Raw genomic sequence first — 19,737 nt, 5'->3', positions numbered from 1 at the left:
CATCGGATTACGCCGCCATCCGGAAAAGCTGGGAAGGAATGCTGTTGAGCGGCGCGATGATGCCCGCGGCGCCCAGTGCGATGGCGGCGCGCGGCATGCCGAACACGGTGCAGGTGGCCTCGTCCTGGGCGATCGTCAGCGCCCCGGCCCGGTGCATGGCGAGCAGCCCCTGGGCGCCGTCGCTGCCCATGCCGGTCAGCAGGATTCCCGCCGCCGCGGCGCCGACCTTCTCGGCAACCGAGAGGAACAGCGCATCGACGCTCGGCAGATGGCCGCTGATCGGCTGACCGGCACGGAGCCGCGCATGATAGCCGTTGGCGCTGCCCGAGACGGTCAGGTGGCGGTCATCGCCGGGAGCCAGATAGACGTGGCCGGGGCGCAGCGGCATGTCGGGCTCGGCGATCAGCACGCGCGGCGGGCAGGCCTGGTCGAGCGACTGCGCGATCGACGGGGCGAAGCGCGCGTTGACGTGCTGGACGATGACCGTCGGCGGGCAGTTGGCCGGAAAGGCCGAGAGCACGGCATGAAGGGCCTCGACCCCGCCGGTCGACGAGCCGATCGCGACCAGGCTGGGCGGGGCGGTGCGCTTCGGCATCGCGGTGACATTGCTGGGCGCCGGGGCGGCCGGGGCCGGAGCAGGCGCGCGTGCCGCGCCGGGCGCCGGGCGCTGGAAGCGGACCTGTGCCGCCTCGCGGATCATGTCGGCCAGGCGCGAATCCTTGAAGGCGCTGCCGTCCTGGGCCTTGGCGTAGCAGGCGACTGCGCCGCGGGCGAGCGCCTCGGCCGTGGTCGCAGCACCTTCCTGGGTAGCGCCCGAGATGATGATCACCGGGGTCGGGCGCAGAGCCATGATCTTGTCCAGGAAGTCGAGCCCGTTCATGCCCGGCATCTCGATGTCGAGAGTCACCACGTCGGGGTCGAACTGACGGATCAGCTCGCGCCCCTCGGCGGCGTTGGCGGCGGTCGCCACCACCTTGATGTCCGGTTCTTCCGATAGGCGCGCCATCAGGATCGCGCGCATGGTGGGCGAATCCTCGACGACGACGACTCGAATGGTCATGCAGCCCTCCGCTGGTAAATGGTCGGCCCAACCTGGACGAGGTCGCGTTCGGCGGGGCCGGTGGCGCGCTCGGAATGGCCGATGTAGAGAAAGCCGCCCGGGCGCAGCTGCGCGGCGAGGCGGGCGACGAGCCGCTCCTTGGTGGGCTGATCGAAATAGATCATCACGTTGCGGCAGAAGATCACGTCGAACGGGCGCGACAGCGGCCATTCGCCGAGCAGGTTGAGCAGCTTGAAGCGCACCAGGTTGCGCGCCTCGGCGGCAATCACCGCGCGATCGCCGCGAACCTCGGTCCAGGGCGTGCGCAGCGCGGCCGGGATCGGCTCGAGATCGTTCGCCGCATAGCTGGCGGCAGTGGCCTTGGCGATCACGTGGCTGGCCAGGTCGGTGGCGAGCACCAGGGTGTCCGACCCGATGATCCGGCGGGCTTCGGCGCGATCGGGCCCCAGCAGGGTGAGCACCAGCGACCAGACCTCCTCACCGCTCGAGCATGCGGCGCTCCACATCCGCACCGGTTCGCGTGCCGCGATCCGGGCGAGCAGGTCGGCCCGGACCTCGGCGGCGAAGTGCTCGAAGTGATGCGCCTCGCGATAGAAGAAGGTGTGGTTGGTGGTCAGCGCCTCGATCGCGCGGGTCCGCTCGGCGGGGTCCTGCTCGATCCGCTGGACGTAGTTGGCGAAGGTGCCGCAGTTGGTGTCGCGCACCATCGGGGCCAGCCGCGAATAGACCAGCATGGCTTTCGAGGGCGGCAGCACGATGCCCGCGCCCCGATAGACGATCTGGCTGATCGCCTCGAAGTCGCGCGCGCCGTACACGCCGGGACTGATCCCGGCGAGCGCCCCCGAAAGATCTTCGGCCAGCATCAGGCGGCGTCCCGCAGCGTCTGGCGCAGCAGGGTGGTCGCGGCATTGGCGACCAGGCTGTCGACGTCGAGGATCAGCGCGACGCAGCCGTCACCGAGGATGGTGGCGCCGGCGACGCCCTCCATCGAGCGGTAGTGGGTCTCGAGGCTCTTGATCACGAACTGGCGCTGGTCGGAAATGCCATCGACCAGCAGCGCAGCCTGTCCGGCGGCCTCGGTCTCGACCACGATCAGCACGCCGTTCTCGGGCGAGGCCGGCTCGCCACTGGCGCCAACCAGGTGATGCAGCGGCAGGATCGGAAGGAACTTGCCGCGGACGTTGAGCATCGCGCGGCCGACGCCGAGGCCCTTCACCTCGCCCGCCCCGGGGCGCAGGCTTTCGACCACATTGGCCAGCGGCACGACCAGCGACTGGTCGCCCACGTTGATGATCATGCCTTCCGAGATCGCCAGGGTCAGCGGCAGGGTCAGGATGAAGGCGGTGCCCTTGCCCTGTTCGCTCTCAATGGTGATGCGGCCGCCCAGATCCTTCACGGCCTGGCGCACCACGTCCATGCCCACGCCGCGGCCCGAGATGTTCGAGACCTGCTGCGCGGTCGAGAAGCCCGGGGCGAAGATCAGGTGATCGATCTCCTCGCGCGAAAGCTGGGCGTCGGGGGCGACAATGCCCTTCTCGATCGCCTTGGCCAGCACGCGCTGCTGGTCGATGCCCTTGCCGTCGTCGGCGATGCGGATGTGGATGCGGCCCGAGCGATGCTCGGCCGACAGCGAGACCGTGCCCTCGGCCGGCTTGCCGGCGGCGACGCGCTCCTCGGCCGTCTCGATGCCGTGGTCGACCGCGTTGCGGATCAGGTGGGTCAGCGGTTCGCCGAGCTTCTCGATCACGGTCTTGTCGAGTTCGGTGCTCTCGCCCGAAACCTCGAGGCGGACGTGCTTGCCGGTGGTTGCGGCCAGCTCGCGCAGGATGCGCGGCACGCGGCTGAAGACCGAGCCGATCGGCTGCGCGCGGATCGCCATCGCGCTTTCCTGGATGTCGCGCGTCAGGGTCTCGAGCATGCCGAGCTCCTCGATCGCGGTGACGTTCTCGTTCGACAGGCGCTGGGCCAGCATGGCCTGGGCGATAACCAGCTCGCCGACCGTGTCGATCAGCCGGTCAAGCTTGACCAGATCGATGCGGATCGACTGGCCGGCGACCGGCGGGGCGGGCGGGGCCGGGGCATTGCTGGCGGCCTGAGCGGGCTCGCCGGCCGGCTGGCCGGGGCCATCGTTGGCCGGGCCGGCCGGGATCGCGGCCGCGGTGCTGGTCGCCGCGGGGACGGCGGGCGCCGGCGGGGCGGGATGCTGGACGCGCGGCATCGGCTGGTCCTGGCCGATCGTCACGCCGCAGTCGTCGCCGACGAAGTCGAACACGTCGCGGACCTCGGCCTCGTCGACCGTGCCGGGCATGGCGAAGGTCCAGCCAAGGTAGCCGGTGCGCCAGTCGAGCAGATCGAGCGGGGGAATCTCGCCGCAATCAACCTGCACGCAGCGGCCGCCGAGGCGGGCCAGCTCGCGCAGCAGGAGTACCGGCTCGCCGCCGTTGGTCATCGCGCCGGCATGGGGCCGGACATGGACCAGCCATTCGCGCGGAGCCGTCTCGGCCGGGGCCGGAGCTGTAGCCTGGGCCGGAGCCGGAGCGAGATCGTCCGACAGCGAATCGAGCAGCGAATCGAGATCGACCGCCACGCCGTTGTCGTCATCGCCCATGGTCACCGGGGCCGAAGCGGCCGGTGCGGGGGCGGGTGCCGGGACGGGAGCAGCGGCGGCAGCGGGCGCCGGGTTGCCAGCGTTGCGCGCCTGGGCGGCCTCGAGTTCGGCCAGGAGCCGGGTATCGTCCGGGGTGTCACCCTCGCCGCGGGCGGCTGCGACGTGGTCGCTCAGCGTGTCGAGCGCGCGCAGCAGCAGATCGACCAGCGGGGCGGTCAGCGTCACGGTGCCGTCGCGCACATCGGACAGCAGCGTTTCGAAGACGTGGGTGTAACCCTGCAGCGCCTCGAACCCGAAAGCCCCTGCGCCGCCCTTGATCGAGTGGACCGCACGGAAGATCGCGTTGATCGTCTCGCCGTCATGGGTGCCGGCCTGGCATGCCGCCAGCCCGGCCTCGGCGGCCTGCAGCGATTCGTCGCACTCGGCGAAGAAGATGCCCTGGATTTCCTCGGGGTTCATGCCGCGACCCCTTCGTCGAACAGCTCGCGATCGAGCCCGGTGAGCAGGGCGACATCGATCAGCGCGGGCGACGGATCGATCCGCGTACCTTCGCCGGTGCGCCGCGCGCTGACCAGCAGCTGCAGCATGGCCTGGCCGCACTGGCGCGTGGCCGTGCCATCGATCCGCAGCGGCCCGCTGCCGATGGCGGCCACGAACTCGGGCAGCAGCACCTCGGCGGCGGCCCGGTCGCAACGTTCAGGAAGGGTGATAGTCTGCATCATGCCCCTGTTTTCGGCCAAAAAGTCTTTCAGGACCCGGCCACCGGCAGGACCGGGGGCAAGGCGTGGTCCCCCTTCATAGAAAAGGCCTCGCAAAGGCTGAATTACCCTCCTGTTAAGGAACTTTGCGTGGGCTCGGGCAAGCGGATGGAATGATTTGCGATCGTAAAGACAGACCGTGAGCCCCGCCCGTGCGGGGGCCGGTTTGACAAGGTGATTCCATGCACGAAGCTCGAGTTCTGGTCGTCGATGATTCCGCTGCGATGCGCGCGCTCTTTTCCGATCTGCTCGACCAGACCAAGAACGTGGTCGTGGTAGGGACAGCGGCGAGCGCCGACGAGGCCCGCAAGCAGATTGTCGAGCTCAAGCCCAACGTCCTGACGCTCGATGTCGAGATGCCCGGGATGAGCGGGATCGATTTCCTGAAGGAGATCATGGAGGACAAGCCGATGCCGGTGGTGATGCTCAGCTCGCTTACCCAGGCCGGCACCGATACCTCGCTGCGGGCCTATGAGCTGGGCGCGGTCGAATGCTTCCCCAAGCCGCTCAAGGCCACCCCGGAACAGTTCGCCAAGACCGTCGGCAAGCTCGGCAAGATCGTGCTCGCCGCGGCCAACAGCAACGTCAAGGATGCGGGCACCCGCAAGCGCGCCGCCGAGGCCAAGGTGGCCGCGGCCAGCGAGGTGCAGTTCGACTGGAACGGGCATGTCGTCGCGTTGTCCGCCTCGATGGGCGGGATCGACGCGCTGGGCGATCTGCTCGCCGCCTGGCCGGCCCAGTGCCCGCCAACGATCATCACGCTCGGGCTCGAGCCGATGGTGGTCGATGCCTTCATCAACCGCATGTCGGACCAGCTGCCCTGCACCGTCAAGGCCGCGACCGACGGCGCCGCCCTGACCCCGGGGACCATCCACATTGCCGCCGATCCCGCCTGCCACGCGTTGATCGAGGCCGGTCAGCCCCCCAAGGTGCGGCTGGTCGCGCGCGATCCGGTCGAAGGGGCCCGCCCCTCGGCCACGCTGCTGTTCGGGACCATGGCCCGCGCCGGTGTCCCCGCCGTCGGCGCCGTGCTGACGGGCATGGGCGAGGACGGCGCCAAGGGGCTCAAGCTCCTGCGCGATGCCGGCGCCGCCACCTTCGCCCAGGATCCGGCGACGGCGACCGTGGGCGAGGCCCCGGCCGCGGCGATCGCTGCCGGCGCGGTGCAGCAGCCCCTCGCGCTCGAGGCGCTTGCCGCGGCGATCCTCGGCAAGTGCAGCACTTCGGGCACGTTTACCGGCTGAGGCCGATCCGACCGTACCGGCACTGTCCGCAGGGCATAACCAGCAAGCCCGTCCGGCCCTGTGCCGGGCGGGCTTGCTGTGTCACGGCCACCCGGCCCGCAGGCGGCGAGCCGCGGGTTTGCCGGTGGCACGGATGACGGCATCGATCACTGGCAGAGCGCCCGCCGCGCGCCTTGTCGCCTTCGCCCGCCCAGCGGCAGGACGTCCGGAGCGCTAGCTGCGTCTTATCCCCGGTCCTCGAGCGGGTCGCGCGGGCGGAGCTCCAGATAGTCGAACACCGCGGGCTGCTTCCGGAGCGGCGAGACGCGGATCCCCTCGGCCGCCAGCAGCTCGGCCTGGAGGTCGGTGCCCCCCGGAAATTTCGGGTTGAGGAAGCCGCCCTTCCTGAGCACCCGCCACCATGGGGTCAGCGTGTCCGCCGGGACGCCCATCTCGCGCCGTTCCTCGGCCGCGCGGGCGGCCATGTTGAGGAAGATCGCGGTCGAGACGGGGCAGGCGACGGCCACGCGATGCCGGCGGGCCAGCGCGGCGCGCAGGTCGTCCAGCGTCACCAGTTCACCCCTTCGCAGCCGGCGGACCAGGTCATCGACCTCGGCCGGGGACGAGACCACCATGGCTCCGCCCTGTGCCTCGCGAAAGCCCGGCGCGCCGGGCGGGATCATCTCGACGATGTGTGGCTGTCGTCCGTTCTGCAGGTGTTCCAGGGCCGTCTTGCGTCGTGCCATCTGCGTTCTCCCTTGTCGGGTGCAGCCCTAGCGCAGCCCCGTCACGGGGTGAATAAGACGGGTTTGTTCCCGGTCTGGTCCGGTCTGTCCGGCGGCCTCAGCTTGCCACCACGATCGAGATCCGGCGGTTGCGCGGGTCCTGCGGGTTGTCGGGGATCAGCAGCTCGCGATCGGCCACACCCTCGATCCGCTTGAAGCGGTCCTCGCGGATGCCGTTGCGCATCAGCGACTGGCGGGTGGCCTCGGCGCGTCCGGCCGAGAGCGACCAGTTGTTGGCGAGCTGGCCCTCCTGCCGGTAGGGTACGGCATCGGTGTGGCCACGGATCATCAGCGTGCCGGGCTCGGGCGAGATCGTCTGGCCCAGCGCCATCAGCAGCTGCGCCGCATCGGGGGTGAGCACGGTCGTGCCGAGCCGGAACATCGAGAAGTTGGCATTGTCGACCAGGTCGATGCGGATGCCCTCGGCGGTCTGGACCATCTTCACCTGGCTCATCAGCCGGCGCAGCGCTGCGGACTTGGCCATCTTCTCGGCCAGCTTCTGCTGCATGCGCTTGACCTTGGCCGCGCCCTCCTTGGGGCCGCCGGTGGTATCGCGCGGGATGGTCATGGCCTTTGTGCCGGTCTGGCCCATCTTGTGCGGATAATTATCCACATCGGTGATAGAACTGCCGCCCAGCAGGCCGTTCGAGCCGGCACTGTCCTGACGCATCTTGACCAGCGTTGGGGTGAAATAGTCGGCGATGCCCTTGCGCTGCTTCTCGGTGGTGGCGCCAAGCAGCCACATCAGCAGGAAGAAGGCCATCATCGCGGTCACGAAGTCGGCATAGGCGACCTTCCAGGCGCCGCCGTGGTGGCCGCCGGCCACGACCGTGACCTTCTTGACGATGATCGGCGGCGGCGGCTCGTTCTTGCCGCGCTTGGCTGGTCCGGCCATGGTTCAGCGCTCCCTTAGCGGCCGCGCAGGCTGTCGAGCAGCTCGGACAGGCCCGGCCGGAAGGCGTGGCCCAGGCCCGAGCGGGCACTTTCGACCACCAGCGGCTGCGGCCAGCCGTGCAGGCTCGCGATGATCACCTGCTTGACCGCGTGGAAGATCTGCTCGTCCTGGTCGATCACCTGCTTGAGCCGGCCCGCCATCGGCGCGACCATGCCGTAGGCCAGCAGCACGCCCATGAAGGTCCCGACCAGCGCCGAACCGATCATCCCGCCGAGGATCGCCGGCGGCTTGTCGATCGAGCCCATGGTCTTGACCACGCCGAGCACGGCCGCGACGATGCCGAGCGCGGGGAGCGCGTCGGCCAGCGTCTGCAGCGCGTGCTGCGGCTCGTGCATTTCGTGGAAGTGGGTCTTCATCGCATTGTCCATGACCTCCTCGACGGCATGGACCTCGAGCGTGCCCGAGCTGACCACGATCAGCGTCAGGGTGTCGCAGATCAGGTCGACCAGCGCATGGTTGGCCAGCAGCCGGGGGAATTCAGCGAACAGCGCCGACGACTTGGGATCGGTGACGTGCGATTCGAGCGCGACCGGGCCTTCCGAGCGGAGCAGTTTCATCAGCCGGGTGACCAGGATGATCGCGTCGATGTGGTCCTGCTTGGTATGCTGCGGGCCCTTGAAGATCTTGGCAAAGCCGCCGCCGATCAGCTTGAGCTCGTGCATCGAGTTGCCGGTGATCGTGGCGCCGATCGCCGCGCCGCCGATGATCAGCATTTCGTGGGGAATCGCGTGCATCACGGGGCCCAGCGCACCGCCGGTGATGGCGAAGCCGCCAAAGACCATGACCAGGAGGACAACGATACCGATACCAGCGAACATGCGATTGGATTCCTGTCAGAGCGTCACGGCGGAAGGGACGGGAAGGGGCGGCGGTCAGTTGAGCAGGCGGAACAGCGACAGCCCGGCCAGCTTGGTGAAGCTGGCCTGGCTCGCCTCGAGCACGGTCATCGTCTCCTGCAGCTTGGCCACGGTGGCGGCGATGTCGGTCCCGCCGACGTCGCTTTCCTCCTGGGCGCGCAGTTCGGACAGGTTGGTGCGGCGCTCGGTGGTCAGGTCGATCCACGAGAGCCGGCTGCCGACCACGGTCTGCGCGGTGGTGATGGTGTCGAGACTCTGGCTCAGCGCGGTGAGCCCGTCCTGGGCCGCCTGCTGCGCGCCGGCGCCACCGGCCTTGAGCGCGTCGGCGAGCGTCTTGAGCTGGGCGAGCAGGTCGTTCGGACCACCGGTGGTGCCGAACACCTCGGGGCCGGTCAGCGCGCGGGTCACGTTCTGGCCGTCGCCGAGCGGCAGGTCGCCGGCCGTGGCCGTGCCCTGGTAGCTCGCGTTGCCGGCGCTATCGACCGTGTAGGCCGCACCCGACGACTGCCCGCCGAACAGCGCATTGCCAGCCGAATCGCGCGAATTGGCCAGTTGGATGATATTGTTGCGGATCGCCTCGATCTCGGTGCCGATGCCGGCGCGGATGCTGCCCGTCATCGTCCCGCTGGCGGCCTGGGTGGTCAGCTCCTGCAGCCGGATCACGTAGTCCGCGAGGGAGCTCAGCGCGCCATCGGTGAGCTGCAGGTCCGACGTGGCCTTGGCGGCGTTAGTGATGTCGATCTGCGACAGCGATTCGGCGCGCTGCAGCTGGCGCAGCCGCGAGGCGCCGACGGGATCGTCGGATGAGCGCGAGATCCGCTGCCCGCGCGACAGGTCGGCCTGGAGCCCTTCGGCGCGCTTGCGCAGATCGGCGATGTCCATCGTCGAGCGATCGTAGAAGGCGCTGGTGCTGGTGCTGACGATGGGCATGGCAGTCTAGTCCTCAGCGGATGGCGAGCAGGGTTTCGAAGATGTCTTTGGCGGTCTGCATGACCTTGCCCGAGGCCTGGAAGGCCTGCTGGTAGCGCACGAGGTTCACCGCCTCCTGGTCAAGATCGACCCCGGCCTGGGCCTGCAGGCTGACCGACGCGGTGTTGGCGATGGTCTGCAGGGCATCGCGCGTGACCTTGCGGCCGGCGACCGTGCCGGAGATGTCGAACAGCAGGGCATCGAGCTTGCCGGTCGGATCTTCGCCATCCAGCGCGGCGCGCAGGGCATTGAGGTTGCCCGGATCGCGGCTGTTGGCGAGCGCGCCGGCCGGGGCCGTGGCGATCCCGGCGCCACTGGTCAGGACCAGCGCCATGGTCGCCGCGGAATTGCCCGAGAACATCGGCTGGCCGGTTCCGCCGCCCAGATTGCGGCCATTGCCCTGGGCGGTGTTGACCGTGTCGATCACCCCGTCGGCGATGTCATCAAGGTTGGCGCGCACCGCGGCAAGCTTGGTCAGGGCCTGGCTCTTGCCGGCGAGCGAGCCGCCGACCAGCGACACGGCGGTGCCACCGACGCTGAAGCTGATTGTCCCGTCCGTGCCGGTGGTCATCGCCAGGGCCGTGGCGGTGCCGCCCTGGACCAGGGTCTCGCCGCCAGTGCCGCCGACCTGCACGGTGACCGTGTTGTCGACTGCAATGGTGGTGGTGACGTCGGTATAGTTTGACAGCTGCTGGAGCAGGCTGTCGCGCTGGTCGAGCAGGGCGGTCTGATCGCTGCTGGCATCGGCGGCGCGGGCCAGGCGCAGGTTCACCTGGCTCAGCTGGCTGGCCAGGATGTTGACCTGGTTGACCCCGTCCTGCGCCTCGAACCGCAGCCCCGTGCCGACCGAATCCAGCGCGTTGGCGGCGATGTTGAAGGTGCCGACCAGGGTGCGGGCATCCTCGATCACGCTGGCCCGCAACGAATCCGAGGTCGGATCGCCGACGAGCTGCTGCAGCGAGCCCTCGAACTTGACCATGGCATCGTAGACGCCCGACTGTTCGACCGCCGCCTCGGTGTTCTCCAGCCCGGCCACTTCGGCCGCGGCGCGCGCGGCGTCGGCGCCGGTGCGGCGGACCTCGGCCTGGCGGAACAGATCGGCGTTGCGCACCACGGCATCGAGCCGGACGCCCGAGAGCGAAACGTCGCCGATCCGGCCGAAGCCGCCGGAGGACGCGACCTCGGCCATCCGCGCCGAGCGGCGGACATAGCCCTCGGACGAGGCGTTGGCGATGTTCTGCGCGGTGACGTCGAGCGCGATACGCGCCGCCTGGGCGCCGCTGCGGCCGATCGAGAGCAGGTCGGAGGCCATGCTCAGCGCGCCTTCGTGGTGGTGGCCGGCGCCAGCCCGGCCACGGCGGCGAGCTGGGTCTCGAGCGACTTGGCGAAGCCGAACGCGCCGCTGTTCGCGGCAATGTCGGCAACCTGCTCGTCCTGCATCTGGCGGAAGGTGTCGAGCGCCTGGCCGCCGAACAGCGGATCGTCGCCGCCGAGCTTGGCGGCGCGGGCGCTGGCCAGCATCTGGCGGACAAAGATCGCCTCGAACTGCTTGGCCGCCTGGGCCAGCTTCTCGCGGTCGCTGGGCCCGCGGGGCTGCAGCGACAGCGCGGTGTTGACGGACGGGAGCGGGGTCATAGCACCTCCATCTCGGCCTTGAGCGCGCCGGCCTGCTTGAGCGCCTGGAGAATTTCGACCAGATCCGACGGCCCGACCCCGAGCAGGTTGAGCGCATCGACCACCTTGGCGAGCGAGGCGCCGCCCTTGGTCAGGATCAGGTGGCTGCCGTCCTCCTCGGCGCTGACCTGGCTCTGCGGCGTCACCACGGTCTGGCCCTGGCTGAACGGTGCGGGTTGGCTGACCTGGATCTTCTCGTCCACCTTCAGCACCAGCTTGCCGTGGCTGATCGCGGCCGGGGCGAGGCGCACCGCGCTGTTGATCACCACCGTGCCGGTGCGGCTGTTGACGATCACCTTGGCCGGGGTCTCGGCGGGGACCACGCTGAGCATCTCGATCGCGGCCATCACCGATGCGCGGGTATCGGTCGCGGCCGGGAGGGCGAGGGCGAGGGTGACGCCGTCCTCGACCCGGGCGGTTCCGGGATAGCGCGCATTGATCGCGTCGCGGACCCGCGCGGCGGTGAGGAAATCGGCATGATAAAGGTTCCAGCGCAGCTCGGCGCCGCTGTCGAACCCGGTCTCGACCGCGCGCTCGACGCTCGCCCCCTCGGGGATGCGGCCGACCGTAGGCACATTGACCGAGAGCTTCGAGCCGTCGCGGCCCGACACGCCGAGCCCGCCGACCGCGAGGTTGCCCTGGGCCATCGCGTAGATCTGGCCGTCCGCGCCGTAGAGCGGCGACAGAATCAGCGCGCCGCCCCGCAGGCTCTTGGCCCGGCCGAGCGCGGAGACGGTGACGTCGATGTGCTGGCCGGGCTTGGCGAAGGCCGGCAGGTCGGCCGTGATCAGCACCGCCGCCGCGTTCTTCAGCCCGGGCGAGATCCCCGGCGGCAGCTGCACGCCGAAGCGGCCGGCCGTGCCGCGCATCGCCTGGGTCAGGTATTCGAGATTGTCGTCACCGGTGCCGTCGAGGCCGACGACGATGCCATAGCCGGTGAGCTGGTTCGAGCGCACCCCCTGGAAGGCACCGAGATCGCGCACGCGCTCGGCATGGCCGGGGGCGGAGATCAGCAGCAGGGCGCAGCACAGCAGCAGCCAGCGCAGCGCCTGGGCCAGGCTGCGGCGCAGCGTGTCCCGCGCGGTGCGGGGCGTGACGGGGTGGGCAGCGGTCATCACGGTCACCATCAGAACGGCGCGATCAGGTTGAAGAAGCGGCTCAGCCAGCCCTCGCGGCTGGCGCGCTGGACCGAGCCGTTGCCGGCATACTCCACGCGCACGTCGGCCACCTGGTTCGAACGAACCTGGTTCTGCTGATCGATGTCGATCAGCCGGACGATCCCTGAAAACTGGATCCATTCCTGGCCCTGGCTGAGCAGCAAGCGCTTTTCTCCTCTGACCAGCGCGGTGCCGTTCGGCCGGACCTCGGCGATGGTGACACCCACCGCGCCGTTGAACTGGCTTGTCTGCGTCGCACTGCCATCGCCCTTGAACGACGATTGGCCGCCAGCATTAAGGGCATTGGGGTCAAGGAATGACAGCGGACCCGCCGATGGCGGGGTCACCGAGAAGGCGCCGTTGCGCTCGGTGCGCGATCCCGCCGCCTTGTTGGTGATCGTGTTCTCGATCAGCAGGATCGTGACGGGATCGCCGACCCGGCGCGCGACGGTGCCCTGGATCAGCGAGGCATAGCCAAGCCCGGCGTCGAAAATCGCACCGGTCGGGCGCGCCGGCGCGGCCGGGATAGTTGGCAGGCTGGCGTCGAAACCGGGCTTGGGCTTGCCGGCCAGAACAGGCCCGGCGAGGACCAGGGCGAGCAGCCCCGCCACCGGCGCGGCTACGCGGAGACGATGCGGGCGGAGACGAAGCGGGCGGAGACGAAACGGGCGGAGCGGGCGGGTCATGGCGATCACAGCGTCTGGTTGGCGTTCTGGAGCATCTCGTCGACCGCCGAGATCATCTTCGAGTTGACCTCGTAGGCGCGCTGGCACTCGATCATGTCGACCAGCTCCTCGACGACATTCACGTTCGAGGCCTCGAGCATGCCCTGGCGGATGTTGCCGCGGCCGATGGTTCCGGCGATGCCGATCTGGGCCTGGCCGCTGGCGGCGGTCTCGGTCAGGAAGTTGTCGCCCATCGCCTTGAGCCCGCCGGGGTTGACGAAGCTGGCGAGGGTGATCTGGCCAAGCTGGGTCGGCACGGCCTGCCCGGGGACGAGCGCCGAGACCGTGCCGTCGTTGCTGACGGTTACTGCGGCGGCGCCTTCCGGGATGGTGATCACCGGCTGGACGACATAGCCCTGTGCGGTCACGAGCTGGCCCTGCGCCGACCGGCTGAAGTTGCCGGCGCGGGTATAGGCGAGTGCGCCGCCAGGGAGCGTGACCTGGAAGTAGCCCTCGCCGTCGAGCGCGAGATCAAGCGCATTGTTGGTGGTCTGCAGCGTCCCCTGGCTTTCGATCCGGGTGGTCGACTGGACCCCCACGCCGGTGCCGAGGTTGAGCCCGGTCGCATAGGCGGTCTCGTTCGACGACTGCTGGCCGGCGACCCGCGCGTCCTGGTAGGCCAGGGTGGCGAAGTTGGCGCGGTCGCGCTTGAACGCGGTGGTGCCGACGTTCGCCAGGTTGTTGGCGATCACGCGCATCCGCTGGTCCTGGGCCTCGAGGCCGGTGCGGGCGACGTGAAGGGCGCTGGAAGGCATGGGGTACTACTCCGTCAGGTGACGCGCATCAGCGCCGCGCTGGACTCGTCGACGTCCTTGGCGGTGCTGATCAGCTTGGTGCGAATGTCGAACAGGCGCTGGGCCTCGACCATCTGGACGAGGACCTCGCTAGGCTTGACGTTGGATTGCTCGAGCGAGCCGGGGACCACTCTGGCCTCGAGATCGCCCGGAAGGGTGCCACCGCCATAGACGCGGAACAGGCCGTCGAGGCCCTTCTCGATCCGCGTGCCGGCCGGGGTGGCGAGCTTGAGCCGGTCGACCCGGTTGGGCGGCGCATCGGGCGTGGCCGGATCGCGCACTAGCACCTGCCCGTCGGGCGCAATGCTGACACGCCCGCCAGGCGGGACGGTAATCGGGCCATTCTCGCCCATCACCGGCCGGCCGTCGCCATTCTCGAGCACGCCGGTGGCCGAGACGGTGAGATCGCCGCGCCGGGTATAGGCTTCCTGGCCGTCCTGGGCCTGCACGGTGAGCAGGGCCTGGCCGACCATCGCGATGTCGAGCTGCCGCCCGGTCTCGGTCAGCGAGCCCTGGGCCATGTTGGCCCCGCGCACCTCGCTGTCGCTCAGCGCGCGCACCTCGAGGCTGTTGCCCTTCAGGGTCATCGGCGTGAACTGCAGCGTATCTTCGCGATAGCCGACCGTCTGGGTGTTCGCCATGTTGCTGGCGATCACCCGCTGGCGCACCATCGAGGCGTTGAGGCCGGAAAAGGCGGTGAAGATCAGGCGGTCCATCGGCGGGCTCCGTCAGGCGTGGTCAGGGCTGGGATCAGGTCCGCAGGTTGATCACGGTCTGCGAGATCTGCGTGGCGGTATCGATCGCCTTGGCATTGGCCTGGAAGTTGCGCTGCGCGGTGATCAGGCCGACCAGCTCCTCGGCGATGTCGACGTTCGAGCGCTCGAGCGCACCCGACAGCAGCTCGCCGTACTGGCCGCTGCCCGGCTGCCCGTAGATCGCCGCGCCCGAGATGCCGGTGGCGGTCCAGTTCGACGAACCGACCTGCTTGAGCCCACCCGGCGCGACGAAGCTGGCCAGCGCGACCTTGCCGATCGTGACGTTGGTGCCATCGGCGTAGGAGGCCACGACATTGCCGTTGGCCCCGACCGTCACCCCGGCGAACTGGGCGCCGTTGTTCGTTGCCGGCACCTGGGCGCTGCTCGGGGTGGTGGCGAAGCCGCCGCTGCCGTTCGAAGCGAAGATCTGCAGCCGGTTGTCCGAGCTGTCGTGGATGAAGCCTGCACCATCCATCGTGAAGCCGCCGTTGCGGGTGTAATAGGTCTGGCCGGTGGTGCCGTTGACCGTGGCGAAGAAGCCGTCGCCGTTGATTGCGACGTCCAGCGCCGAGCCGGTCTGCTCGATCGGCCCAAGCGTGAAGTTCTGGCTGATCGCCTCGACCGAGGCGCCGATGCCCTGGATCATCTTCGGGTTGGTGTAAGAGGTGCCCGCGACGATGTCGGCGAACTCGACCCGGCTCTTCTTGAAGCCGCTGGTCTCGCCGTTGGCGATGTTGTGCGAAATCACGTTGAGTTCGGTCTGGGCGTTCTTCAGGCCGTTGAGCGAAGTATAGAAGGACATCGTTGGTCTCCCGTCAGGCGGTCTTGGCGGTGGTGTCGGCGGTGGTCGCGGCCGTGGCCTGGGCGGCCTGCTGCGCGGTCAGGACGGCGTCGAGTTTGGTCGCGATTTCCTTGAGCGTGGTGCTCATGTCGGTGGTCGCGGACAGCGAGGAGAACTGCGCCATCTGCGCCAGCATGTCCTTGTTATCCATCGGATTGAATGGATCCTGCTGACGCATCTGGGTGGTCATCAGCTTGATGAAGTCCGCCGTGCCCATCGCGCCGAAGCCGCTCTTGGCCTTGGTCGTGGTCGCGGTCGAGGTGGTCGCGGCAGCCGCTGTGCTGCCCGTGGAGGTTACTGTGGTCATTTCATCCTCATCGTATCGAGCATCAGCTGCTTGGCGGTGGACAGGGCCTCGACCAGGTTCTGGTACTGGCGCGAGGAATCGAGCATCTCGACCATCTCGGCGTTCTCATCGACCGGGGCGGTCCAGACGTCCCCGTTGGCATCGGCCAGGGGATGGTCGGGATTGTGTTCGCGCACGGCCGCGGCCGATGAGCGGACCACGCCCCTGACGTCGACCGTGGCCAGGCCGCTGGTCTGATCGAGGGCGGTCTGGAACACGGGCCGGAGCGGCTTGTAGGCTTCGGCCTCGCTGCCCGAGACGGTCCCGGCGTTGGCGAGGTTGGAGGCGGCGGCGTTCATCCGCACGAGCTGGGCGGACAGGCTGCGCTGGGCGAGGGAGAACAGCGAGAGCGGAGCTTGGCCGGGCATCGTCAGTCGCCCTTGAGCGCGCGCGTGATCGTCTCGACGCGGCCCTTGATGAATTGCAGCGTGGCAGAATAGCCGACCGCGTTCTCGGCGAAGGCGGTCTGCTCGGTCATCATCTCGACGGTGTTGCCGTCCATGCTGGGCATGGTCGGCACACGGTAGCGGATCGCGCCGCTTGCTGCCTGGCTGGCGCTCTGGCCGGCCTCCGCCGCCTTGAGCGCGGCCCCGAAATCGATGTCGCGGGCCTTGTAGCCGGGGGTCGCGGCATTGGCGATGTTGGAGGTCAGCAGGCCCATGCGCTGCGAGCGCAGCGTGAGGGCCGTGCCATGGATGCCGAACAGGGATTCACGCATTGGGTTTCTCCGGTGGGGGGCGGCAAGCGCTCCTCGGGCCCAAGTTTTGCAAGGGTCGTGCCAAATGTTGCGGGGGTGCCATTTGCGGCGCGCTTGCCGGATCGGGCGGCAAAGCGCTGCCGGGCAGCGGCAAATTTCCGCCGTGACGAGCCTGAAACCTCGCCGCCGCTGCCGTTCTTAGGGGGGCAATGGAAGGACCTGCCGCACGATGGCGCTGACCCTGATCGATGGAACCGCCGCGCTGATCGTGTTCGGCGGGACCGCGCTCGCCACCGTGCTGCGCTGCGGGCTGCGCGAGGTCGCAGCCACGGCGCGGGCGCTGGCGCGGGCCTGGGGCCCGGGCTACAGCGCCGATGCCGGGCGGGCCGAACTGGCCCCCCAGGTCCGCGAGATCCGTGCCGAGGGCCTGCTGCGCGCCCATCCCCGCAAGCTGGACGACCGCGATCTGGCCGAAGCCACCGAGGTGCTGTTCCACACCCGCTCGCTCGAGGCGCTGGTCAAGGCGCATGCCCGCCACAGCATGGCCCGCCGGGCCGAGGCCGAAACCGGCGTGCGCGTGCTGGCCCAGGCTTCCGAGCTGGCCCCGGTGTTCGGCATGGCCGGAACCCTGGTTGCGCTCAACCGCATGCCTGCCGACCTGGCCACGGGTGATGCCGTGACTGGGGCGATCGGGATGGCGGTTGTCACCACGCTTTACGGCATCCTGGCGGCCAACCTCGTGCTCGCCCCCCTGGCCCGGTGGGTCGAGCGCGCGGCTGAGCGCGAGGAGCGTGAGCGGCAGGTGGTGATCGACTGGCTGTCCGAGCAGGTCGGCGCGGTCCTGCCCCCGCCGCGCGACGGGCGGGGCGAGCCTCGCCCGGAGCCGCGCTCCGAACCACGCCGGGTGGCATGATGCGGGTCCGGGCCGGGGTGGGCTGGCAATATGCGTTGGCTGACCTGTCGCTGATCCTGTTCATGGTCTGCGCCGCAGCGCTCGCCCGCGAGCAGAAGGTCCACGCCGTGCGGCCGCCGCCCCCGCCGCCGCCGCGGGTGGCGCCGCCGGCCATCGCCCTGGCCGATCCGGTCGCGGTCTGGCGCGCCGGTCCGGGCATGCCCAGCCTGCAGCAGTGGCTGGCCTCGCAAACACTCGATCCCCGCCAGCGGCTGACCGTGGTGGCGCATTACACCGGCGGGCGGGCCCAGCTCGCCTTTGCCCGGGCCGAGACGGCGCTGCGCGACCTGCCGCGCGTGCCCCCCTCGACGCGGATCGTGGTCGAACCGGCTGCGACCGACGATCTCTCGGCGACGCTGACCTGGGATGTTGGCGGGCGGTGATGGCACGGCCCTTGCTTTCCTTGCGGGCATGACCCTTCGAGGACGCCTGCCATGAAGTCTCTCTCCGCTGTCTCCACCCTGTTGTTGGTGCCCCTTGCCCTGTCGGCCACGCCTGCCGAGGCGGCGCCCTTCACCGATCCGGCGGCGATCGATGCGGCCGTCGCCCAGTTCACCGGCGTGCCGCAGGGAGCGACCGGGGGGGCAGCGCAGCCGGTCGACCGCCGGCTCCGCTTGGCCACGTGCCGCAACCCGCTCAGTATCGGCTGGTATGGCCAGCGCCGCGACACCGTGCTTGTCCAATGTCCGGATGTTGGCAGTTGGCGCCTGTTCGTGCCGCTGCTGCAGACAGTCGGTGCGGCCAGTACCCCGGCGGTGCTGCGCGGGGAAAGTGTGACCGTGGCGGTCAGCGGTCCCGGCTTCAGCATCTCGCAGCCGGGCGAAGCGCTTGACGGCGGGGCGGTGGGCACCTGGATCCGGGTGCGCTCGGCGGTGGCCGGAAGCCAGCCGATGCGCGCCCGCATCGTGCGTCCGGGGCTGGTCGAGGTGCAGCTCGAGGGCGACTAGAGCTGGGTCAAACCCGTTGATCTACCTGCAAAAAGGTGAAGCGCGCGGCAGGAATTTGCCGCAATCCGGCAAAAAATTACCGAAGCCCTTAAATTGGCATGGCGCCCACCGTTCTTCCCCTGTGGAGAACACGGAGCGGCACCATGCCTATCGAATCCAGCCCTAACATCCCGAGCCCCGGCGTCGCCGGGTTGCGTCAGGTCGGCACGATCGATGCGCGGACTGTCAGACTGGCAGCCGGCGCCAAGGATCAGGCAGCGGTCGGGTCGACACCCGATGCGGTCGCGACCCCGGCGGCCACCTTCCAGCCGAGCCAGGCGCTCGACCCGGGTCAAGCCCCGGTCGACGTCGAGCGCGTCAAGGTGATCCGCCACGCGATCGAGACCGGCACCTATCCCGTCATCCCCGCCAAGATCGCCGACGCCATGATCGCGGCCGGCCTGCTGCTGAGGACCCCGGCATGAGCAAGACCCAGACGATGCGCGACAGCTTGCGGCAGATGGTTGCCGTGCTGCAAGAGGAACGGCAGGCACTTGCCGGGCTCGACCTCGACGCCATCATGGGCGCGGCGGTCAACAAGCAGGGTCTGTGCGACCTGCTGCAGGACAACGATCCAGCCGAAGTCGACGACGAATGCCGTGGGCTGCTCGAGGCGGCCCGCCGTCTCAACGAGGTAAACCGGCAGGTTCGCAACCTGATCGCGGCCAATGTCGCCCAGCGGCTTGATGCCCTGGTCGGCTCGCCCGCCCTCTATCGCGCCCGCCCGGCGTATGCCTACGCCGGGTCGCACGCCTGACACCAGCCAATTTGGCACGACCTTTGCTGACTAGCCTCGCAGACGATGGTCGCGGGGTCTGAGCGCAAGGCTTCCCGCGGTCGACGCAACCGGGGAAGTCGCTTGAGCGAGATCGTAACCACTACCGTCCCACCGCCGCAGGTTGCGGCGCGCGCGGCCATTGCGCGTGCCGCCCAGGCCACCGGGGTCGACTTCGATTACCTGCTGGCCCAGGCCAAGCTCGAATCCGGGCTTGATCCCCATGCGCGCGCCGGCACGTCCAGCGCGACCGGGCTGTACCAGTTCCTCGGCGGCACTTGGCTCGACACGCTCAAGAAGCACGGCGCCGAACACGGCCTCGGCTGGGCCAGCGCCGCCGCGGCCGATCCGGCGATGCGCGCGCAGATCATGGCGCTGCGCCACGATCCGCAAGTCTCCGCGCTGATGGCGGCGGAGCTCGCTGGCGACAACCAGCAGGCGCTCGGCACCGCGCTGGGGCGCACCCCCGACGCGTCCGAGCTCTACCTCGCCCATTTCCTCGGCGCCCACGGGGCCACCCAGTTCCTCTCGGCGCTCGCGGTCGATCCCGGGCAGAGCGCGGCCTCGATCGTGCCGGGCGCCGCGGCAACCAACCGCGCGATCTTTTTCGCCGCCGATGGGGCCCCGCGCTCGCTGGGCGAGGTGATGGGCCTGCTGCGCAGCCGACTGGCAGGGGCGATGGAGGGCGGCGATCCCGCCCAGTGGGCCGCCTTTGCGCCTGCCGCGCCCGGCGCCGCCGGTGCGACCGCCAGCGGCGGTCCCGTCGCCCGCGCCTTCCAGGCGGCCCAGGCGGCGGCCCAGGCCGGCAGCGAGGCCGGCG

25 protein-coding genes are annotated in these 19,737 nt (G+C 69.6%); 7 read left to right on the top strand and 18 right to left on the bottom strand.

The window, feature by feature from the left end:
- Window positions 1-7: 7 nt before the first annotated feature.
- Genes cheB through H7F53_RS15065 form a run of 4 tightly spaced genes read right to left on the bottom strand, consistent with a single transcriptional unit; the run spans window position 8 to window position 4,387 of the window.
- On the bottom strand, window positions 8-1,060 hold the full coding sequence (cheB, locus tag H7F53_RS15080; protein WP_185680334.1) for a chemotaxis-specific protein-glutamate methyltransferase CheB: 1,053 nt from the start codon (window positions 1,058-1,060) through the stop codon (window positions 8-10).
- Window positions 1,057-1,923 carry a CheR family methyltransferase gene (locus H7F53_RS15075; protein WP_185680333.1) on the bottom strand — a complete coding sequence of 289 codons (867 nt, stop codon included), beginning with the start codon at window positions 1,921-1,923 and terminating at the stop codon, window positions 1,057-1,059. Before H7F53_RS15075 ends, cheB begins: the two co-directional genes overlap by 4 nt.
- Window positions 1,923-4,127, bottom strand: a complete 2,205-nt coding sequence (locus H7F53_RS15070; protein WP_185680332.1) for a chemotaxis protein CheA — start codon at window positions 4,125-4,127, stop codon at window positions 1,923-1,925. The genes H7F53_RS15075 and H7F53_RS15070 overlap by 1 nt, the downstream gene beginning before the upstream one ends.
- Window positions 4,124-4,387, bottom strand: coding sequence for an STAS domain-containing protein (locus tag H7F53_RS15065; RefSeq protein ID WP_185680368.1), 264 nt, complete (start codon window positions 4,385-4,387; stop codon window positions 4,124-4,126). Before H7F53_RS15065 ends, H7F53_RS15070 begins: the two co-directional genes overlap by 4 nt.
- A 221-nt stretch (window positions 4,388-4,608) precedes the next feature.
- Here H7F53_RS15065 and H7F53_RS15060 point away from each other — a divergent pair, with 221 nt between their 5' ends.
- A complete protein-coding gene (locus H7F53_RS15060) occupies window positions 4,609-5,670 on the top strand; it encodes a chemotaxis protein CheB (RefSeq protein ID WP_185680331.1) in 1,062 nt (353 codons plus the stop codon).
- Between the two features lie 224 nt (window positions 5,671-5,894).
- On the opposite strand, the gene H7F53_RS15055 is transcribed toward H7F53_RS15060, so the two are convergent.
- The 14 genes from H7F53_RS15055 to flgB all read right to left on the bottom strand — a co-directional run bounded on the left by H7F53_RS15055 (window position 5,895) and on the right by flgB (window position 16,225).
- Window positions 5,895-6,395: an MGMT family protein gene (locus H7F53_RS15055; protein WP_185680330.1), complete on the bottom strand. Its 501-nt coding sequence runs from the start codon at window positions 6,393-6,395 to the stop codon at window positions 5,895-5,897.
- A 97-nt stretch (window positions 6,396-6,492) separates the two neighbouring features.
- Complete coding sequence (locus H7F53_RS15050) at window positions 6,493-7,329, bottom strand: flagellar motor protein MotB (protein WP_185680329.1); 837 nt, start codon at window positions 7,327-7,329, stop codon at window positions 6,493-6,495.
- 14 nt (window positions 7,330-7,343) lie between these two features.
- Entirely contained in the window at window positions 7,344-8,207 is an 864-nt protein-coding gene (gene motA, locus H7F53_RS15045) for a flagellar motor stator protein MotA (RefSeq protein ID WP_185680328.1), read from the bottom strand.
- 54 nt (window positions 8,208-8,261) lie between these two features.
- Window positions 8,262-9,176, bottom strand: coding sequence for a flagellin N-terminal helical domain-containing protein (locus H7F53_RS15040; RefSeq protein ID WP_185680327.1), 915 nt, complete (start codon window positions 9,174-9,176; stop codon window positions 8,262-8,264).
- A 13-nt stretch (window positions 9,177-9,189) separates the two neighbouring features.
- The gene (gene flgK, locus H7F53_RS15035; protein ID WP_185680326.1) at window positions 9,190-10,527 is read right to left on the bottom strand and encodes a flagellar hook-associated protein FlgK; all 1,338 of its coding nucleotides are present in this window, start codon (window positions 10,525-10,527) and stop codon (window positions 9,190-9,192) included.
- A gap of 2 nt (window positions 10,528-10,529) precedes the next feature.
- On the bottom strand, window positions 10,530-10,850 hold the full coding sequence (locus H7F53_RS15030; RefSeq protein WP_185680325.1) for a rod-binding protein: 321 nt from the start codon (window positions 10,848-10,850) through the stop codon (window positions 10,530-10,532).
- The gene (locus H7F53_RS15025; RefSeq protein WP_185680324.1) at window positions 10,847-12,004 is read right to left on the bottom strand and encodes a flagellar basal body P-ring protein FlgI; all 1,158 of its coding nucleotides are present in this window, start codon (window positions 12,002-12,004) and stop codon (window positions 10,847-10,849) included. The genes H7F53_RS15030 and H7F53_RS15025 overlap by 4 nt, the downstream gene beginning before the upstream one ends.
- A gap of 11 nt (window positions 12,005-12,015) precedes the next feature.
- A complete protein-coding gene (locus H7F53_RS15020) occupies window positions 12,016-12,657 on the bottom strand; it encodes a flagellar basal body L-ring protein FlgH (RefSeq protein WP_343062098.1) in 642 nt (213 codons plus the stop codon).
- Window positions 12,658-12,737: 80 nt separating this feature from the next.
- On the bottom strand, window positions 12,738-13,526 hold the full coding sequence (gene flgG, locus H7F53_RS15015) for a flagellar basal-body rod protein FlgG (protein WP_185680322.1): 789 nt from the start codon (window positions 13,524-13,526) through the stop codon (window positions 12,738-12,740).
- A 14-nt stretch (window positions 13,527-13,540) separates the two neighbouring features.
- Window positions 13,541-14,281, bottom strand: a complete 741-nt coding sequence (locus H7F53_RS15010; protein ID WP_185680321.1) for a flagellar basal body rod protein FlgF — start codon at window positions 14,279-14,281, stop codon at window positions 13,541-13,543.
- Window positions 14,282-14,315: 34 nt separating this feature from the next.
- Window positions 14,316-15,122: a flagellar hook-basal body protein gene (locus H7F53_RS15005; protein WP_185680320.1), complete on the bottom strand. Its 807-nt coding sequence runs from the start codon at window positions 15,120-15,122 to the stop codon at window positions 14,316-14,318.
- A 13-nt stretch (window positions 15,123-15,135) separates the two neighbouring features.
- Window positions 15,136-15,468, bottom strand: a complete 333-nt coding sequence (locus H7F53_RS15000; RefSeq protein ID WP_185680319.1) for a flagellar hook assembly protein FlgD — start codon at window positions 15,466-15,468, stop codon at window positions 15,136-15,138.
- Window positions 15,465-15,875: a flagellar basal body rod protein FlgC gene (gene flgC / locus H7F53_RS14995; RefSeq protein WP_185680318.1), complete on the bottom strand. Its 411-nt coding sequence runs from the start codon at window positions 15,873-15,875 to the stop codon at window positions 15,465-15,467. The genes H7F53_RS15000 and flgC overlap by 4 nt, the downstream gene beginning before the upstream one ends.
- 2 nt (window positions 15,876-15,877) lie before the next feature.
- Entirely contained in the window at window positions 15,878-16,225 is a 348-nt protein-coding gene (gene flgB, locus H7F53_RS14990; RefSeq protein WP_185680317.1) for a flagellar basal body rod protein FlgB, read from the bottom strand.
- Between the two features lie 208 nt (window positions 16,226-16,433).
- Here flgB and H7F53_RS14985 point away from each other — a divergent pair, with 208 nt between their 5' ends.
- From H7F53_RS14985 to H7F53_RS14960, 6 genes are all read left to right on the top strand, one after another.
- The gene (locus H7F53_RS14985; protein ID WP_185680316.1) at window positions 16,434-17,117 is read left to right on the top strand and encodes a MotA/TolQ/ExbB proton channel family protein; all 684 of its coding nucleotides are present in this window, start codon (window positions 16,434-16,436) and stop codon (window positions 17,115-17,117) included.
- A complete protein-coding gene (locus H7F53_RS14980; RefSeq protein WP_185680315.1) occupies window positions 17,114-17,539 on the top strand; it encodes a hypothetical protein in 426 nt (141 codons plus the stop codon). Before H7F53_RS14985 ends, H7F53_RS14980 begins: the two co-directional genes overlap by 4 nt.
- A gap of 51 nt (window positions 17,540-17,590) precedes the next feature.
- Window positions 17,591-18,103 (top strand): flagella basal body P-ring formation protein FlgA, encoded by a 513-nt coding sequence (locus H7F53_RS14975; protein WP_185680314.1) that lies wholly within the window; start codon window positions 17,591-17,593, stop codon window positions 18,101-18,103.
- 143 nt (window positions 18,104-18,246) lie between these two features.
- Window positions 18,247-18,567: a flagellar biosynthesis anti-sigma factor FlgM gene (locus tag H7F53_RS14970; protein ID WP_185680313.1), complete on the top strand. Its 321-nt coding sequence runs from the start codon at window positions 18,247-18,249 to the stop codon at window positions 18,565-18,567.
- Window positions 18,564-18,899, top strand: coding sequence for a flagellar protein FlgN (locus H7F53_RS14965; RefSeq protein WP_185680312.1), 336 nt, complete (start codon window positions 18,564-18,566; stop codon window positions 18,897-18,899). Before H7F53_RS14970 ends, H7F53_RS14965 begins: the two co-directional genes overlap by 4 nt.
- A 102-nt stretch (window positions 18,900-19,001) precedes the next feature.
- A partial coding sequence (locus H7F53_RS14960; protein WP_185680311.1) for a lysozyme family protein occupies window positions 19,002-19,737 on the top strand: 736 nt, incomplete at its 3' end.

The organism is Novosphingobium piscinae (assembly GCF_014230355.1).
Taxonomy (GTDB): domain Bacteria; phylum Pseudomonadota; class Alphaproteobacteria; order Sphingomonadales; family Sphingomonadaceae; genus Novosphingobium; species Novosphingobium piscinae.
This window is presented reverse-complemented; position numbering and strand designations above follow the sequence as displayed.

Coding starts and splice junctions, on each gene's coding strand:
- cheB (WP_185680334.1), bottom strand. CDS start 1,060: ATGACCATTCGAGTCGTCGTCGTCGAGGATTCGCCCACCATGCGCGCG.
- H7F53_RS15075 (WP_185680333.1), bottom strand. CDS start 1,923: ATGCTGGCCGAAGATCTTTCGGGGGCGCTCGCCGGGATCAGTCCCGGC.
- H7F53_RS15070 (WP_185680332.1), bottom strand. CDS start 4,127: ATGAACCCCGAGGAAATCCAGGGCATCTTCTTCGCCGAGTGCGACGAA.
- H7F53_RS15065 (WP_185680368.1), bottom strand. CDS start 4,387: ATGCAGACTATCACCCTTCCTGAACGTTGCGACCGGGCCGCCGCCGAG.
- H7F53_RS15060 (WP_185680331.1), top strand. CDS start 4,609: ATGCACGAAGCTCGAGTTCTGGTCGTCGATGATTCCGCTGCGATGCGC.
- H7F53_RS15055 (WP_185680330.1), bottom strand. CDS start 6,395: ATGGCACGACGCAAGACGGCCCTGGAACACCTGCAGAACGGACGACAG.
- H7F53_RS15050 (WP_185680329.1), bottom strand. CDS start 7,329: ATGGCCGGACCAGCCAAGCGCGGCAAGAACGAGCCGCCGCCGCCGATC.
- motA (WP_185680328.1), bottom strand. CDS start 8,207: ATGTTCGCTGGTATCGGTATCGTTGTCCTCCTGGTCATGGTCTTTGGC.
- H7F53_RS15040 (WP_185680327.1), bottom strand. CDS start 9,176: ATGCCCATCGTCAGCACCAGCACCAGCGCCTTCTACGATCGCTCGACG.
- flgK (WP_185680326.1), bottom strand. CDS start 10,527: ATGGCCTCCGACCTGCTCTCGATCGGCCGCAGCGGCGCCCAGGCGGCG.
- H7F53_RS15030 (WP_185680325.1), bottom strand. CDS start 10,850: ATGACCCCGCTCCCGTCCGTCAACACCGCGCTGTCGCTGCAGCCCCGC.
- H7F53_RS15025 (WP_185680324.1), bottom strand. CDS start 12,004: ATGACCGCTGCCCACCCCGTCACGCCCCGCACCGCGCGGGACACGCTG.
- flgG (WP_185680322.1), bottom strand. CDS start 13,526: ATGCCTTCCAGCGCCCTTCACGTCGCCCGCACCGGCCTCGAGGCCCAG.
- H7F53_RS15010 (WP_185680321.1), bottom strand. CDS start 14,281: ATGGACCGCCTGATCTTCACCGCCTTTTCCGGCCTCAACGCCTCGATG.
- H7F53_RS15005 (WP_185680320.1), bottom strand. CDS start 15,122: ATGTCCTTCTATACTTCGCTCAACGGCCTGAAGAACGCCCAGACCGAA.
- H7F53_RS15000 (WP_185680319.1), bottom strand. CDS start 15,468: ATGACCACAGTAACCTCCACGGGCAGCACAGCGGCTGCCGCGACCACC.
- flgC (WP_185680318.1), bottom strand. CDS start 15,875: ATGCCCGGCCAAGCTCCGCTCTCGCTGTTCTCCCTCGCCCAGCGCAGC.
- flgB (WP_185680317.1), bottom strand. CDS start 16,225: ATGCGTGAATCCCTGTTCGGCATCCATGGCACGGCCCTCACGCTGCGC.
- H7F53_RS14985 (WP_185680316.1), top strand. CDS start 16,434: ATGGCGCTGACCCTGATCGATGGAACCGCCGCGCTGATCGTGTTCGGC.
- H7F53_RS14980 (WP_185680315.1), top strand. CDS start 17,114: ATGATGCGGGTCCGGGCCGGGGTGGGCTGGCAATATGCGTTGGCTGAC.
- H7F53_RS14975 (WP_185680314.1), top strand. CDS start 17,591: ATGAAGTCTCTCTCCGCTGTCTCCACCCTGTTGTTGGTGCCCCTTGCC.
- H7F53_RS14970 (WP_185680313.1), top strand. CDS start 18,247: ATGCCTATCGAATCCAGCCCTAACATCCCGAGCCCCGGCGTCGCCGGG.
- H7F53_RS14965 (WP_185680312.1), top strand. CDS start 18,564: ATGAGCAAGACCCAGACGATGCGCGACAGCTTGCGGCAGATGGTTGCC.